This window comes from Croceitalea rosinachiae, assembly GCF_031846445.1.
GTDB lineage: Bacteria > Bacteroidota > Bacteroidia > Flavobacteriales > Flavobacteriaceae > Croceitalea > Croceitalea rosinachiae.
The window spans coordinates 818582-835493 of the sequence record NZ_JAVRHR010000002.1; the positions used below are offsets into that span (position 1 = coordinate 818582).

General features: G+C 37.2%; 13 protein-coding genes. 3 read left to right on the plus strand and 10 right to left on the minus strand.

Annotation, left to right across the window (positions count from 1 at the left end; genetic code table 11):
• Positions 1–98: 98 nt before the first annotated feature.
• Positions 99–1730 carry a thiol-activated cytolysin family protein gene (locus RM706_RS11450; protein ID WP_311351580.1) on the minus strand — a complete coding sequence of 544 codons (1632 nt, stop codon included), beginning with the start codon at positions 1728–1730 and terminating at the stop codon, positions 99–101.
• A gap of 311 nt (positions 1731–2041) precedes the next feature.
• Here RM706_RS11450 and RM706_RS11455 point away from each other — a divergent pair, with 311 nt between their 5' ends.
• On the plus strand, positions 2042–3943 hold the full coding sequence (locus RM706_RS11455) for a tetratricopeptide repeat protein (RefSeq protein ID WP_311351582.1): 1902 nt from the start codon (positions 2042–2044) through the stop codon (positions 3941–3943).
• Between the two features lie 53 nt (positions 3944–3996).
• On the opposite strand, the gene RM706_RS11460 is transcribed toward RM706_RS11455, so the two are convergent.
• The 3 genes from RM706_RS11460 to RM706_RS11470 all read right to left on the minus strand — a co-directional run bounded on the left by RM706_RS11460 (position 3997) and on the right by RM706_RS11470 (position 6734).
• Positions 3997–4353, minus strand: coding sequence for a hypothetical protein (locus tag RM706_RS11460; protein ID WP_311351584.1), 357 nt, complete (start codon positions 4351–4353; stop codon positions 3997–3999).
• 20 nt (positions 4354–4373) lie between these two features.
• On the minus strand, positions 4374–4739 hold the full coding sequence (locus RM706_RS11465; protein ID WP_311351586.1) for a hypothetical protein: 366 nt from the start codon (positions 4737–4739) through the stop codon (positions 4374–4376).
• A 255-nt stretch (positions 4740–4994) separates the two neighbouring features.
• Entirely contained in the window at positions 4995–6734 is a 1740-nt protein-coding gene (locus RM706_RS11470; protein WP_311351588.1) for a tetratricopeptide repeat protein, read from the minus strand.
• Positions 6735–6931: 197 nt separating this feature from the next.
• Between RM706_RS11470 and RM706_RS11475 the strand changes: the two genes are divergently transcribed.
• Positions 6932–7339, plus strand: a complete 408-nt coding sequence (locus RM706_RS11475) for a thiol-disulfide oxidoreductase DCC family protein (protein WP_311351590.1) — start codon at positions 6932–6934, stop codon at positions 7337–7339.
• 64 nt (positions 7340–7403) lie between these two features.
• Here RM706_RS11475 and RM706_RS11480 read toward each other — a convergent pair whose 3' ends face one another.
• From RM706_RS11480 to aroC, 5 genes are read right to left on the minus strand one after another with little or no spacing between them, the layout of a single operon-like run.
• A complete protein-coding gene (locus tag RM706_RS11480) occupies positions 7404–8576 on the minus strand; it encodes a peptidase MATCAP family protein (RefSeq protein ID WP_311351592.1) in 1173 nt (390 codons plus the stop codon).
• Positions 8573–9397: an N-formylglutamate amidohydrolase gene (locus RM706_RS11485; RefSeq protein ID WP_311351593.1), complete on the minus strand. Its 825-nt coding sequence runs from the start codon at positions 9395–9397 to the stop codon at positions 8573–8575. Before RM706_RS11485 ends, RM706_RS11480 begins: the two co-directional genes overlap by 4 nt.
• Complete coding sequence (gshB, locus tag RM706_RS11490) at positions 9390–10421, minus strand: glutathione synthase (RefSeq protein ID WP_311351595.1); 1032 nt, start codon at positions 10419–10421, stop codon at positions 9390–9392. The genes RM706_RS11485 and gshB overlap by 8 nt, the downstream gene beginning before the upstream one ends.
• Before the next feature lie 20 nt (positions 10422–10441).
• A complete protein-coding gene (locus tag RM706_RS11495; RefSeq protein ID WP_311351597.1) occupies positions 10442–11767 on the minus strand; it encodes a dicarboxylate/amino acid:cation symporter in 1326 nt (441 codons plus the stop codon).
• Between the two features lie 58 nt (positions 11768–11825).
• Positions 11826–12890 (minus strand): chorismate synthase, encoded by a 1065-nt coding sequence (aroC, locus tag RM706_RS11500; RefSeq protein ID WP_311351600.1) that lies wholly within the window; start codon positions 12888–12890, stop codon positions 11826–11828.
• A 191-nt stretch (positions 12891–13081) separates the two neighbouring features.
• Between aroC and RM706_RS11505 the strand changes: the two genes are divergently transcribed.
• Positions 13082–13996 carry a UDP-2,3-diacylglucosamine diphosphatase gene (locus tag RM706_RS11505; RefSeq protein WP_311351602.1) on the plus strand — a complete coding sequence of 305 codons (915 nt, stop codon included), beginning with the start codon at positions 13082–13084 and terminating at the stop codon, positions 13994–13996.
• Here RM706_RS11505 and RM706_RS11510 read toward each other — a convergent pair.
• On the minus strand, positions 13952–16861 hold the full coding sequence (locus tag RM706_RS11510) for an FAD-binding and (Fe-S)-binding domain-containing protein (protein ID WP_311351604.1): 2910 nt from the start codon (positions 16859–16861) through the stop codon (positions 13952–13954). The two genes, RM706_RS11505 and RM706_RS11510, sit on opposite strands and share 45 nt — an antisense overlap.
• Positions 16862–16912: the final 51 nt, after the last annotated feature.

The window sequence follows — 16912 nt, forward strand, 5'->3', positions numbered from 1 at the left end:
AATTAAAAAAGTGGACTATATAAGGTCCACTTTTTTAAAGATAACAGCCGGCATCAAGTTGTTGAACCGAACCTGAGCGGCCGACTGTATTTCATTTGTTATTCATATTCCACTCTTTTTACCGTAAAAGTGACCTTCATCTTATCTTCAAAAGAATCCAAGGAATGTGAATAATTGCGGTTAGGACCTTTTGTGCCATCTGGGTTGTCAATTATTGTCAATACGGGGACATATCCAATATCCTCCAGTGCAATGGATAAGCTATCATCCCCTAAATCATCATATCCAATAAAATTTTTATCCTTCAGATGAGCATAAAGGTAGACCTCATCAGAGCTTAGATTAGGCCTATAGAGTTCAATTTCTTTTGATGTATTTATCGTTTTTGGATCCGTTGGGGAAACATCAACATGATTGTCATCGTTCTTTGACCAAGAAGCAGAGCCCCCCGTGTAATCAGTACTTCCGCTTTTTCGTATTCCAGCAGTGATATTACCAAAAATTTCTTTTTCCGCGATTCCTGTTCTAGAAATCTCTTCAATCGTCACTTTGTATTTAAACCATGCCTCTTCACAGGAGCGAACAGGGTATTCCGAAGCCAATACTACCCTAGCAACGGGCATATCTTTTTTAATATAGCGTAGCTTGTAGGCCAATAACTTTCCAGGGGATTCTTTAGAGTAATTGCCCCCATTTATAATGTAGCTATACACACCATCAGGACCTGTTATCACACCAACTGCATCTTCAGCAGATCCACCGATAACCAACGCCTCAACTTTAGAACTACTTACGATCTTCTCATAGTCTACGTCAACTCCTCCTTCTCCGCTCGATTGCCCTTGGCTAAAGGAAAGACCAAAGGCGGATTTCACCTCTAAATAAGAGTAATCCGATTCTACCGTATATAAGACCATTCGACCATACATAGCGGAAGACACAATGACCGGACTTGTTCCATTAAAATTCGGCAATGTTGTGAAAAGTGAGCCAGGGTCTTCATTCGGAGGCAAGGTCATATCAATGGTATAGTATTCCTGAAAAAACTTCACTACATACTTATATCTGTATGTGGAATTTGAAAAATCGAAAGAGGCCGAAACATCTTTGTTTTTGGAACGGTAATTGGCACCTAAGGCAATATCCAAATGTTCTTCTGAATATACCTCCTCAACCGTAAAATTTAATTCAGCAGGAGTTGCACCATTTACACCTTGATTAAGTAATTCATTCAAGCCATTTCTCACGCCATCCAAATCGGGTTCATCAATTTCCACAGATGCACTACCATCAATGTTTTCCAACGAAATGGATAAGGTAATAGGAGCGCGTCCACCATTGATTCCTATATATTCTCCAGTGGGGATAGATTCTCCCTTTAACATTGCTCCAGGGTAAATTACATCTGTGGATGGATCTAAGGCAAGCATTTCATCAAAACCTGGTGCGGCTTTATAGCGCCTTACTGTACATTCATAGTCCAAATCACGTTTCGGATCTTCCTCCGCTAAAAGCTCAGGTGCTGGAATTTCATCTGGCTGTGAAAATGCTTGCAATTGAGCAAGTTGACTATTAAAATTTTCATCTCCTCCCTGAGATATGGGATCATCGTCATCCGAACCGCCTATAGGTTCGATATTTTCATCCTTACTACAGGCAAAAAAAAGCATGAGAGCACATAAATACGTAATCCTCAATAAGCTTTTGGTTTGTAATCGATTTGTTTTCATAATTTCTGGTTTTTAAGATTCAACACCTCAAAACTAGAAGCGGAACCAGCTCAAACCTAATTTTGTCCATGGACAAAGTATGGACAAGTAACATATATTTACCCTTAATACATCATGGACAGGAATTTTTAACCAAAAAAAATATATGGTTTTAAATAACTGTTTATCAATATTTTAAATCGAATAATGATTCGATAATATATAAAAATTATATAGACTATGCATGGACAATACTTATACTGCCTAATCTCAAACTATGGTACTCAACTGCATAATAAACTATCTTAGTATTCAATAGTTATCGAATAAGTATGAAAGTTATAAGTTATTTAGGTCTGGTTCTATCATTATTAATTCATGTACAGGCAATAGGTCAATATGATGCTACCCCTCAACAAATTGATAGTCTAAAAAATCTTTTAGAAAACACAAAAAGAGACACAACGCATACATCCATATTAACAAATCTATGGAGAGCACATATTGACAACAATATTGATAGTGCCTTTATGTATGCCGGTGAAATCATTAAACTTGGAAAAGACTTAAATCATGTGCCCGCTGAATATACCGGATATCAACGTATGGGTATAGCCTACTCCTATACCGATGATTATGAAACATCTAATAAATATTATAGAAAAGGTTTAAAACTTAGCATAGATAAACAGGATTATAGTTGTATTGCCGTAATGCATTTAAATATAGCAACGAATCATAACATCTTAAACCAAGAAGATAGCACCATATATCATGCAAAACAGGCAATTCCAGCATTTTTAAAGTGGAACGATTCTTTAGGGTATGCAGGGTGCCAAAGTCTTATTTCTAATGTATATTTTACAAAAGGTCAATATCGTTTATCCCTTGAGTATGCAATTGAAGCTATGAATACTTATCATAAATATGATCATTATAGAGCTAGAAAAGGAGAAGTAAGTATGATGACAAAAATTGCTAGAAATTATCTTAAAATGCAGGATACCCTTTTGGCAATTGATTACTTAAATAAAGGGTTAGCAATCCATAAAGAACAGAACGATAAGCATGGCCTTTTATATAACCTATTTCTTATCGGCCAAATTAATTCAGACAATACCAATAATTCTGAAGAAGCTAAAAGAATGCTTCTTGAGAGCGAGTCAATTGCAAAAGAAATGAAAAACCCAAGCGGTCTAATTATGGCAAATTATGGATTAGGTTATTATTACAAAAAACAGAAGAATTATAATGAAGCGAAAAAAAGGTTAAAACGCTCATTAGCTTTAGCTGACTCTTTGAAACAAAAAGCAAATATCATAGACAACCAAATATTACTTTCTGAAATAGCAATTACTGAAAAGAATTATAACAAAGCAATTTACATAGCAAACGAAGTTCTTGAACTGGCAAAGAATAAGGAATTTTTAGAAAATCAGGTTAAAGCCTTCAAAATTTTATCTCAGGCAAATGAGCAGTCAGGAAATAAAGAGCAGGCGTTAGTTAACCATAAACTGTTTAAAAAATACAATGACAGCATTTATAACATCAATAACGGTCAGCGTATGGCCGAACTTCAAACTATCTACGAAACAGAAAAGAAAGAAGCCGAAATCGCCCTGCAAGAGGAAGAAATAAAGACTCTTAATGAAAAGGCTAAAAACGACAAACTTACTAAGGGGCTTTATGCAGGTGGCGCCATTTCTGGGCTGGCTTTGTCTGGATTACTATTCTTTGGGTTTAGACAACGTATGAAGAAAAACAAGGTCGAAAGAGAAAAACAAGAGGAGATTTTAAAAAAAGAAATAGAGCACAAACAAAAAGAGTTAACCAGTCAGACTTTGCACTTAGTACAAAAAAACACCTTTATTCAGGAGCTTATGGAAAACTTGGAGAATGTGAAAAACTCTCCGGACAAGTTTAAAACCGAGTTTCGACGTATCGTCATGTTATTGAAGAAAGAAAATGCCTCCGACAAAGACTGGGAGGTATTTAAAACCTACTTCGCAGAAGTGCATAATGACTTTGACCAAAAACTAAAAACGTTATCCTCCGATATTTCAGAAAAGGAAATTCGTTTGGCCGCTTTTCTTAGAATGAACCTGACCACTAAAGAGATTGCAGCTACCTTAAATGTATTGCCTGATAGTATTTTAAAGTCAAAATACCGTCTGAAAAAGAAATTGGGATTGAAAAAGGAAACCGATCTAACAGGTTTCTTAAATACCCTATAAAAAAGGGCCGCTTATAGCGGCCCTTTTTAGGTAGTGCTTCGCTCAGAGATTGGCTATTTGAAAGACACACATGCATTGCCTTTGAACTGCCAATTGATGATAATGTCATCTTGATTGGCCGTAAATGTTGTTCGGCAATAGGAACTATTATTGCGCTCTACGATCTGATCTGTATATTCATTGAAGCGCTTGGTTACATACCCATCACTGGTATATAACCAGGTATACATGGTATTGCCATTGGGCATGGTATATACATCGCCTGGAGGACCCCACGAAGAAATCAAGTTATTTACATTACTTCCTTTCCATGTACTGACCCTGTTCGCGTAGTTCTTTGAGGATATACACGACGTTGCGAGCAATAAGCTAAACAAAATAACGGTTGTTTTTAAAATTCTTGTTTTCATCTTTTGCTACATTCTATGGTTTAATACGCCATATTGATCGTCTCACAAGCGGAAATATCTAAGGTTCTTTCTTCCAGGGTGGTACTTCGTATTTGACAACGATCACCTACACACGAGGACGTAATTCTTCGAACTAAAATGTTGGGCACCCCGGCCGCAAGATCGATACTCTTTGTTTCACCAGGCGCAACGGACAGATCACCAGGGGTGTTGGAACCTATCCGCACTGGGTTGATATACAAGTGTACATTCCCTTCAGTACCTAGGTTTTGAAGGGTTATGGTGCCACTGTTCGCTTCTTCACAGGCTTCCGTTTTTTCACAGGAGGTACCGGCGAATAAAACAGATAATAATACGACTACATAAAAAATTCTTGGAGTTTTCATACGATTTAAATTTGTGGATTAAACTGAATTTTGGAGTTACTTGCGACCGGTTTAGTCTGCAGCCTAACCAGTGCAAGACTCCACAAAAATTTGGTTATCAACTTAATGACAGCACAAACCTAAAAGTTGAAAACTGAGGGTAAAAAAAAACGGGGGGTACGAAAGGGGTACAGGGTCTTCTACTGGGGGGTACAATTGGGGTACACCCTCTAAACCCTTAATTTTACTAGGTGTTACAGCTCTATTCTAAAGCAATTATATTGCCATTATGGTCGTATCGAGGGATTCCTCCGGCGCGAGCTGCATTTTTTTTCGAAGTCGTTGCCTCGCTTTTTTAACCCCATCAGAAGAAATATTCAAAATATTGGCGACTTCTTTAGAAGAGAGATTCATTTTTATAAGCGCCATTAAACGCAATTCATTTCTGGTAATATCCGGATACTTTGAAAGTGCATCTTTCTCAAAATCTTTGTGAACGGCTTCAAAGTAGAGTGTAAAATTTTCCCAAACCTTATCACCTTGTTGATCAAAATTAATGGTGGTTATCAAATCTTGATATGACCTTCCATCGCCTTGTCCGTTCTTTAGTTCTAAAGCTTTTTGTTTTACACCTTCCAATACTTCATTCTTTTTCGCTAGCTGTAAAGCATGAGTAGTTAGTTCTTTCTTTTTAAAATCGAGTTCAGTTTTAACACGTTCTCGCTCCAGCCTATTTCGTTTCATTTTCTGTCGCAATGCATAAATCCCTATCCCAAATATCAATACGGTAGCTATTAAGCCAGCAATAAGTGCAATACGTTGAATTCTACTCGCCTTTTGTTTTTCCTCAAGCAGTGCAATCTCTTTATTCTGTAATTCAATTTCCTGTTGACTCTTTTCCGCCTGAAACTGTAATTCTAGGGCGCTGATTTTTTGTTTGTTCTTTTGATTGAATACGGTATCGTTTAATGCATAGTATTTCTTGCGGTACTCATAGGCTTTTGAGAGATTGCCAAGTTTTTCATAGGTGTCAGAAATTTTCAAGTAGTCCTTAACAGCATCTAAAGTATTGGATGACTCTCCCGCAATTTCAAGACTCTTCTGAAAAAACCGCAAAGCAGTATTATATTTTCCCAGTTTATAATCGATGTCTCCTAAATAGCGGTTAGTATGGCCAATTTCTTTTAATTCGCCTGTCTCTTCATTTGTGTTAAGGGCCAATTCGAGATATCTTTTCGCTGTTCCCAATGAGTCCAATGCAATATAGGCAGCGGCCATTAAGTTATATTGCTCACCAAGATCATTTTTTAGCTCATTCTCCTTGAAAAATAACAGGCCTTCTTTGTATAATCGTAAGGCCTCCGAATAATCTCCCATTTTGACTAGGTTGGTGGCTAAATTGGATCGTGTTAAGGCCAGACCATAAGGAATATCCTCTTCAAGGCATATGGCTTCTACCCTCTTATAGTAGTCGTTGGATACCTCCAAATTGTCCAATTCTGCATAAAGTACCCCTATATTCATTAAGCTTTTTGGATCCGTTTGTCCTAAGTCCTCTTTTATTTTTAGGGAATTCAGATAAGATTCCAAGGCCAGACCGGTTTGACCCAGATACTTATAAATAATACCCAAATGGTTATAACATTGCGCTAACCAATATTGATCGTTTGCTAGGGTATAAAAATCTTTAGCCAAAAGAGTTTCTTTTAAGGCTTCTTGAAAATTAGAGGTATTTATATAGTAACCGCCTTTCGCATGATGGTAATCCCCTTTAAGCCATGGATTGTCCAGTGCATAGGCAAGAGCTCCTAAAGAATCTGAATACTTCTCAGCCGTCTCTAAATCCCCTATATTTCTATATCTGTAGTGTAGCTTGGTAAACGCATCGGCCAATAGCGAGTCTTTTTGCGAGGGTATAGTTTTAAGAATGCTATCTATTTCACGTTCAACTTGGGCATAGCTTGGTACCAAAAAACAGATACTAAAGAATACCATTACATTGATAACGTATTTCATAATTGGTTGGCGGAAGTAAAGTCTTTTAAAAATACCACTTTTTATAAGAACCTATTTAAGCATAAAAACACCCCATAAAGTACTATTAAAGATTGAAAATGTCAAAAACACATAAATTTTGAAACTCTAGTTTAGGTAGTTTCTTAAATACCTTATAAAAAATATGCTATCACCCTACCCTACCGTATCTTTGTATCGTGGAAGATGGTAAAAAAATAATTCTGTTTGATGGGGTCTGCAACCTTTGTAACTCCTCCATTCAGTTTGTAATAAAACATGATACAGATGATGTTTTCAGATATGCCGCGTTGCAAAGCGAGGTAGGTCGAGAATTGATCTTAGAACGCGGTATTGACACTACTCAGATTGATTCTATTATCTTAATCGACCCAGGTGTAGCCTATTATACGAAATCTGATGCCGCACTTGAAATCGGTAAAGATCTGAAAGGATATCGAACACTTTCCAATTTTTTTAAAGTATTTCCAGTAGGGTTAAGAAATCTGATTTATGATTTTGTGGCCCGTAACCGATATAAATGGTACGGTAAGCAAGATGCCTGTATGATCCCGACCCCTGAGTTGCAAGCGAAGTTTTTGGGCTAGCTTCTCGATACAACTTTTATTTCGCTTCGCTCCATCAAAAATTACTCGAAGTGACAAAGTTCTATTACTTCAAATTATTCAGTATAAAATCTAAAGTAGTATTGGTGTTTAATTTCTGATGAAAAGAATGGCTCTTATAGGCAATAGGATGCACTAAACCCAATTGTTTCATATAATGTATGGACTGCTCACTATCCAAAGCTACTTTTCCAGTCAATAAAACATCCAAAGATTCTTCATTTTTGTAGCGCTGATAAATCTTACGCAAACCACTTAAATACAGGCGGTCTTTAGTAAATCCGCCGCCGCGATGCGCTCGGAGGGTTATAGCAAAAGCCTCTTCTCTATTCAATTTATAGTGCCCATGAATCAAATCAAAGGTATCTGCGAAGGAATAGCCTTTTATTAAACTATCTGCCGCCATAACACGGTACGCCAACTCTTTTAAACGTTTGAGTGTTAGGGCGCCACCCATATATTCACTCAATACAGCAAGACCTTCTTGCGTTTCTACATTTTTGGGCAGGCCATTGGAGAAAATGCTCAAGGGCTGTTGCAATCCGTTGTATGTTGTTACTAAATGTACTCCAATTTCATGATGTGCTAAGGTCAGTAATTGATTCTTACTGAATTTGGTGTTCTTTTTAATGAAAAGAGTTCTTGTGGCATTACTGACCATTGCATCTGCCGAAATATGAACTGAAAATTTCACATTCAACGGAAATTCATACTGAGCTGCAAACTTTTCAAAGTATGCTTTTGCTTCTTCAGCTGTGTAGACCTTATCCATATCAGAACCCAATGGTTCATCACTGTAATGTAAAATAAACTTAGCGTTATCCACATCTTTCTCAGTTGGAGTACCATACACTCGTAAAGAATTGTAATAGAACTTTTTACCCCTACCTATGGTTTCAATACATTGAATCATATTGGCGTAATAGTACACTACATCTTGGTAAAACTTTCTGATGGTCTCATCTTGAATTCGTTCTAGTCGCTGTGAAAAGAACAATCGTTGCAACTTATAAGAATCAAACTTTAACTTGGGGTATTTGAATGCTGGTTCAGCAACATATTTCGAAGAAAAAAAACGCTGTTTTTCCTTTTCAATATTCAATGGATTCACATAGCTCAGTAATTCAATCCGTTTGACCAAGCGATTCAAATTAGAATCAATGTCAAACAAAGCAGGGTATTGCTCTTGTAAATCGATTTGCTGTTTTACTGGAATCATATTTGCTGCAGAAATTCTTCAGTCTGCAAAGGTATCAATTGTTTTAATTGTTCCTCAACAGTCTTTACTACCTCAGGATAAATAACGCCAGTTAACTCATCACAGTATATTTTCGAGATTTCTGTGGCCAAAACCAAGGTATTTTTAAAATTGTGGGTAATGTATTTCAAAAAGTACCCATTCCCTTGGAAAGTATCGTTTATTAAAGAGGTTTGAGGCAGGTTATGAGGTAACTTAATGCCTTTTAATTTTATCCTCCAAGCCTCAGCTATCTTCCCAAAGCGCTCATTATCAATATTCGATGTGCCCAAATTCCATGTGGGCACTGCCCTATCCCACCGTTTCCAATTGTAACTGTGCATGTCGTAGACTATTGCTTTTCCATGAATCGATTCAATCTTTCCAACTAATGCATGTACTACTTTATAAAAATTAACGTGTTTTGATAAGCTATGCTTCTTTTCTTTTTCATCCAGTGGATTCTTCCACAGCTGTTTGCCCCACGCAGTATCAAAAATTGCCGTTTCTGGCGGGCGGTTCAAATCATATTCAAATCGGCTGTCACAACCTGCCAGTACTATCGGTTGCGATTGCACAATTTGTTTGGTGCAGGGGTCTTCTTCATACCATCGTTCATATGATGTATGGATACAATTTTCCCATAAGGATTTTCGAAATTGATGTCCATCATGGACAGCTCCACAGATGTAGGGAGTGTAATCGTCAACTTTTAGGGTGAAAGAATAGTCATCAGATACTGCTTCAAAAATATCCGCTGAATCTATTTTTTGAATGATTTCAGGAACTGATAACCTAAGCATTTTGAACTTCGTTACGCAGGCGAGAACGTCTATTAAAAGCCTCTAACTTATCTAAAACCTTACTTTCAACAAAATCAATGACCTTACATTGAATTTTTGTCTTGTAGACCTTGTTCATATAGGTTACGCCACCAGGTGACATCACATTTACCTCAACCAATTTTCCGCCAATAACATCAATTCCAACAAAAAACAACCCGTCTTTTACCAATTTTGGCCCTATTTGCTTACAGAGTGCTTTTTCTTGCTTGGTCATACTATGCTTTGCCACTGATCCACCAGCAGACACATTGGATCGATGATCATCAGAACCTGGCACTCTTTTCATGGCGCCGATGGGTTCTCCATTCAACAAAAGAATGCGAACATCGCCTTGATCCGCACCTTCAATATATTCTTGAAGTATAACATAATTAGAGCTTCCATCTGAGTTAGTTACATAAAAATCAAGTAACGATTTTATATTACTCATTGCAGATTTTTCAATAAGTATTACCCCTGAGCCACCAAAACCATTTAATGGCTTTAAAATCATTTTATCAGCAGTTGATTCTTTGATTTGTCGAACTAGATAATTTTTATTTTTTGACACATGTGTCGCTGGAATAATATTACTGTGACTATCACCAAAAGCAGCTGTATATAATTTGTTATTCGCTTCACGAAGGCCCTGAAGCGAATTCATAATGAACACGTCATCTTTAACGGAATCTAAAAAATTCAGCATGATAGGGTCTAACGGTGGATTAGCACGCATAAAAATGACATCAAATCCTGCCAAAGGAAGCATTTCTTCTCTTAAACTAGCTTGTTTATAAAAAGTCTTTAGGTTGCTTGACACTTTTTCCATTCGGTTCACCACCGTACAAAAAGCATTGGTAACACTGTTTCGAATGGTCAAGTTTGCAGGACTACAAAGTGCCACACCATGACCACGTTTTACACATTCATGAATCAATGCTAGACTAGTGTCGTTTTCTGGGTCGATTTCCTCCCATGGGTACATTAAAAAACAGATGTTCATGCTCTTGTATTTTTGATTGGTTATTTTACTTCATCGTAATGGTCATCCCAATTTTTTGGTTTTGGCTTGTGTAATTTATCGACTGATTTGGCCACAATAGTAGCGACCGTAGCATCGCCTGTAATATTAACGACAGTCCTAAGCATGTCTAAAGGTCGATCTACCGCGAAAATCAACGCGAGACCAATAGCATATTTCTCTGGGGGAAAACCAACGGATTCTAAAACAATAACCAGCATGACCATGCCCGCCCCTGGTACTGCGGCCGTACCGATTGAGGCCAATAATGCAGTGAGAACGATGGTAAGTTGCGCACCTAAAGGAAGGTCGAAACTCAATGCCTGTGCAATAAATACAGCAGCAATCCCTTGATATAAACTGGTTCCATCCATATTTACGGTTGCACCTACCGGAAGCACAAAACTTGATACTTCTTTGTCAACTCCAATATGCTCTTCCACACGTTCCATAGTAACCGGTAAAGTCGCAGCACTTGAACTGGTGGAAAAGGCCAATAACTGTGCCGGACTTAGTTGTTTTAAGAACCAAAATGGATTCTTCTTGGCGAAAATTGAAACTAATATGCTATAAAAAACAATCATTAAGAACAACCCTAATACCACTACACCTGCATATTTCAGTAGTGCCAATAAAATTTCAGGATCACTGGAAGAGACAACCACATTTGCTAAGAGCGCAAATACCGCAAATGGCGCCGTTAACATTATTAAGTCCACCATTTTAAGCACTACGTCGTTTAGGGAATCAAAAAACTTTTTCAATGGTTTAGCTTTATCCTCACCAATGAGCAACATAGATATCCCCATAAAAATGGTGAAGAAAATTACCTGCAACATCAGTTGATTGTTTCCCAAGGCGCTTACGGCATTATCAGGAACCATATCTTCTAAAAATTTTAAGGGACCACTCTCTTTTTGTCGGGTTGCCTCTTCAAGTTTAGCGGTCACCCCTTCATCATTAGCGTAGGTAGAAGTTAATTTCTCAATAGTTTCTTCTGAAACGCCATTACCAGGTTCTATGAGGTTAACCAAAACAAGTCCTAATATTATTGCTACTGTAGTGGTACCAACGTAGATACCTATAGTTCTTAAACCAATGTTTCTAAATTTGGAAATATCCTTTAAATCGGATATCCCTTTAATCAAAGAAGCCAAAATAAGCGGAACGGCTATAAGCTTAAGCAACTTAATGAAAATGGTCCCAAAAGGCGCTATCCAGTTGGTAACGATTTCTTTACCACCAGCCAAATAGGTCATACCGAAACCGAACACCAGTCCCAATAACATACCGATCATGATTTGCCAATGTAATTCTAATTTACGCATATTGAATATTTGCGCAGTAAGATACTATTTTGAACGGAAAACCACTAATGAGAAATCATTAGATTTTATTAGTACGGGATAAGAGTGTAAAGTCTGCCAAGACCAGTGCCGTCATCGCTTCGACAATGGGTACCGCTCTAGGTACAACACAGGGATCATGTCTTCCTTTTCCTTGCGTTGTAACTTTATTACCTTCTTTATCAATGGTCTCATATGACTGTAGTACGGTTGCCACGGGTTTAAAAGCAACATTGAAATAAATGTCCATACCATTACTGATGCCCCCTTGTACACCACCACTTAAATTGGTTTTGGTCGTGCCATCTGAATTAAATTGGTCATTATGTTGACTTCCTTTCATTTCAATACCTGCAAAACCACTGCCATATTCAAAACCTTTAACCGCATTGATGGATAACATCGCCTTCCCTAGTTCCGCATGTAGTTTATCAAAAACAGGTTCACCTAAACCAATGGGTACGTTTTTGGCCACGCATGTAATGACACCACCTATGGTATCACCTTCTTTTTTAATTGATTTTATATACGCTTCCATCTTTTCAGCTGTAGCCTCATCTGGACAACGAACTGCATTGGATTCAATTTGATTAAAGTCGAGCTTTTGATATGGAATCTCTAGCTTTAAAGTTCCAACCTGCGAGACAAAGGCATTGATTTTGATATCCTTTAAAAATTGTTTGGCAATAGCTCCAGCGACTACCCTGCTTGCCGTTTCCCTGGCTGAACTTCGACCTCCGCCACGGTAATCACGAAATCCATATTTTTTGTCATACACATAATCCGCATGTGATGGACGGTATGAATCTTTAATATGAGAATAATCCTTTGATTTCTGATTGGTGTTATGAATGGCAAAACCAATGGGTGTTCCTGTGGTCTTACCTTCAAAGACACCAGAATATATTTCAATGATATCGGGCTCTTTACGCTGTGTGACTATAGCTGATTGCCCTGGTTTACGGCGATTCATTTCGTGTTGAATCGCCTCAATATCAAGTTCTATTCCCGCCGGGCATCCATCTAAAACCCCGCCTAAAGCCCTACCATGGGATTCGCCAAACGTTGTTAAACTAAATAAAGTACCGAAAGAGTTGCCAGCCATATGTTGGTTTTAGGTAGAAATCAAAGGTAATTTTAAAATATATTTAAAAAAAGAAACTTAGTTACTTAATGATTTTGAAACAAAAAAAATATACCGTAATGTTTTTTTAACAATTACCTCATAAATACTTGACTTCAAATTAAGTTTAAGTTTATTCCTACACCCTTACTTTGCAATTAAACTATTTTGTATTGAAGAAGAGGAAGATAGAGTTAGCCGTAATTTCAGATGTTCATCTTGGAACATACGGCTGCCATGCAGATGAGTTGATGACCTATTTGAACAGTATACAGCCAAAAAAGTTGGTATTAAACGGTGATATTATTGACATATGGCAGTTTAAAAAACGTTACTTTCCGCCATCACATCTAAAGGTACTAAAGAAGATTATTGGAATGGCCTCAAAAGGCACGGAGGTTTTCTATATTACGGGGAACCATGATGAAATGTTACGAAAATTCGCTTACACTTCTATGGGCAACTTTAAAATTGCCAATAAACTTGTACTAAACTTAGATGGCAAAAAGGCCTGGATATTTCATGGGGATGTATTTGATGTTTCTATCCAAAATGCAAAGTGGTTGGCAAAACTAGGCGGATATGGTTATGACCTTCTTATTTTGATAAACAGTTTTGTGAATTGGTGCTTAACTAAGTTGGGCCGAGAAAAGTATTCACTTTCCAAAAAAATTAAGAATAGTGTTAAGGGTGCTATCAAATACATTAATGATTTTGAAGAAACAGCAGGGGATTTAGCTATAGAAAACAATTATGACTATGTCATTTGCGGCCACATCCACCAACCAAAAAAAGAACTCTATGAAAATAAACATGGTAAAACCATGTATTTAAATTCAGGGGACTGGGTAGAAAATCTAACAGCACTGGAATATTCTTTCAAACGTTGGAAAATATATCAATACAACCATGATAAGCTGTCGCCTTTCTTTATGGATGAAGATTTAAAAGAAATGGACATGAATGAATTGATAGCCTCCATAACTGATAAAAATGATATTGGTGATATTGAGGTACAAACGTCAGAAGAAGAAAATCCTTCATCAGTTGATAAGCAAGGCCTGTCTCAAGATACTGACGGGATGTAACGCTTTCCTTTTTGTTCCATCAAAAATTTGATGTCGACAACTGGTTCCGTTGGCAGCAATTAGAGTCTGGTCAGATGCTTTGCGTACAGCAGGGAACAATTTTAACTCTCCAATCTCCATACTTGTTTTGTAATGCTCCTTCTCATATCCGAAAGAACCGGCCATACCACAACACCCAGAAGCAATAATTGTGACTTCATAATTTTTTGGAAGGTTTAGTACATCAAAAGTCACCTTTTGGTTTGAAAGTGCCTTTTGGTGGCAGTGGTTATGAATTTTAACTTGTTTTTTATCTGAAGTAAATAGACTAGAATCAATAATCCCATTTGCTATCTCTTGAGAAAGAAATTCTTCAATTAAAAAACAATTTTGCGCAATTTTATCTGCACTCTTTTGATTATCAAGAAGTCTTTTATATTCGTCCCTGAAAGATAAGATAGCTGAAGGCTCTAATCCTATAATGGGCAATCCTTTACGAGTGAACTCTTCTAGGAAAGGCATGTTTTTGTTGGCTAAGGCCCTTGCTTGCTTTAGGAAACCTTTGGAAAGATAGGTGCGCCCACTTTCTCCAAAGTACAATTCTACATCATATCCTAATCCTTTTAAAAGGGTGATAGCATCTTTTCCAACTTCAACATCCAAATATTTTGTAAACTCATCGATATAAAGAACAACTTTTCTTTTTGTAGGTGTTGAAGTCGTGTCTTCTTTTAGATATTTCTTAAAATTAAAGTCATATACTTTAGGTAAGCTTCTATCTGCAGCCACACCTGACGCTTTTTTTAGCAAACTTCCCAAAGAAGAATCGTATACGATATTAGTGAGTTTCGATACTTTGCTAGCAAGGGCATTTATTTTGGTATTGTAAGCAAATAGCTTGCTCCTGGTGGAATACCCGTTTATCTCTTGATATTGGTATTGAAATTCTGCTTTTAAAGTGGCAACATCAACATTGCTTGGACATTCACTAGCGCATGCCTTACAGCTTAAACACAAATCAAAAACATCTTTCAGTTCTTTATGATCAAACTGATTCGTTTTATCAGAATTTGTCAGAAATTCACGAAGCGCATTTGCACGTCCTCGGGTAGTATCTTTTTCATTTCTGGTTGCATGGTAACTTGGGCACATACCTCCTGGCATGTGATGCGTTTTTCTGCAATCGCCACTGCCATTGCACTTTTCAGCAGCTTTTAAAATCCCCTCGCTATCAGAAAAATTTAGTAAGGTCTTTATTTTAGGTTCTTTTCCATCGATAACATAGCGCAATGATTCATCCATTGGATACGCGTCGACTATTTTACCCGGATTAAAAATGTTATTAGGATCAAAATAGGTTTTTATTCGTTTAAGAAGTTCATAGTTCTTATCCCCAATCATGAGTGGGATAAACTCGGCTCGTACGATACCATCACCATGCTCTCCACTAAAACTACCTTTGTATTTTTTAGTCAATTTGGCAACATCAGTAGTAATCTTCCTAAAAAGTTTGACATCTTCTGATTTTTTAAGATTTAAAATAGGCCGTAAATGCAGTTCCCCTGCTCCGGCATGGGCATAATAGACAGCATTCTGTTGATAACCATCCATAATCTCAGTAAACTCACCAATAAAATCCTTTAAATCTTCTAAAGCGACGGCAGTATCTTCAATACACGCAACTGCCTTTTTATCGCCAACCATATTGCCTAAAAGCCCAAGTCCAGCTTTTCGCAATTCGATTGCTTTTTTTATATCATCACCATATAAAACAGGACTTGCATAGCTAAGACCTGATTTTGAAATAGTCTTTTGTAAAGCATTAATCTCTTTTTCAAGTTTTGATTCACTTTCAGCTTTCACTTCTAACATTAAAATGGCCGCAGGGTCATCTTTTACAAAAAACCGATTAGCCAATTGCTGTCGATTGTTTTTAGTACAGTCTAAAATCACCTTATCCATCATTTCACATAGATGTAAATTATGTTTCATAACTGGAGCGACATCGCTTAGGCAATCTTGAAGGTTTTTGTAGTGTGTAGCCACCATAGCAGCATGTTCGGGTGGTAACACATCTAATTGTAGGGTGAGTTCAGTTGAAAAAGCCAAAGTACCTTCACTTCCACTAAGAAGCTTGCACATATTGAATGCTGGTTCATCAATACCAAAAACTTGATTTTTTAAGAGTTCGTCAACAGCGTAGCCCGTATTTCTTCTATGAATATTTTCTTTAGGGAACTCCTTTAAAATATCTTGTTGAATTTCAACATTAGACAGTTCTTTCTTTAAAGCTGAATAAAGTTTGCCTTCTAATGAAGGTTCTTTGGTCTTTGACTCGAATGTTGCTTTAGAAATATCGCCAAAATGAACCTCACTACCATCTGAAAGTATCGTTTTTATGGCAACAACCTTGTCTCTGGTTACACCATATTGAATTGAAGTTGTCCCAGAGGAATTGTTACCGACCATTCCACCAATCATACAGCGGTTGGATGTTGAAGTATTAGGCCCAAAAAAAAGACCGTACGGTTTTAAATATCGATTGAGCTCATCGCGTATAACACCCGGTTGCACAACAACCTGTCCTTTTTTCTCGTCAAGATGTAAAATCTTTGTAAAATGTCTGGATGTATCGACTATGATGCCCTCCCCCACGCATTGTCCTGCTAAAGATGTTCCAGCAGTTCTGGGCACCAATCCAATACTGTGTTTTGTAGCAAAATCAATTAAAAATTTAAGATCATCAGCATGTTTTGGGTATGCAATTGCCAAGGGAGTTTTTCTATATACAGAAGCATCAGTGGCATATAGTGCCCTTGTTAAATCGTCAAAGAATAACTCGCCTTCTAGTTGTCTATTTAGGTTTAAAAGTGAAGATTTATCCAATTTGGAACAATTTTTGACTACCAAGTAGAGTTAAAATACAATAGTTATAAC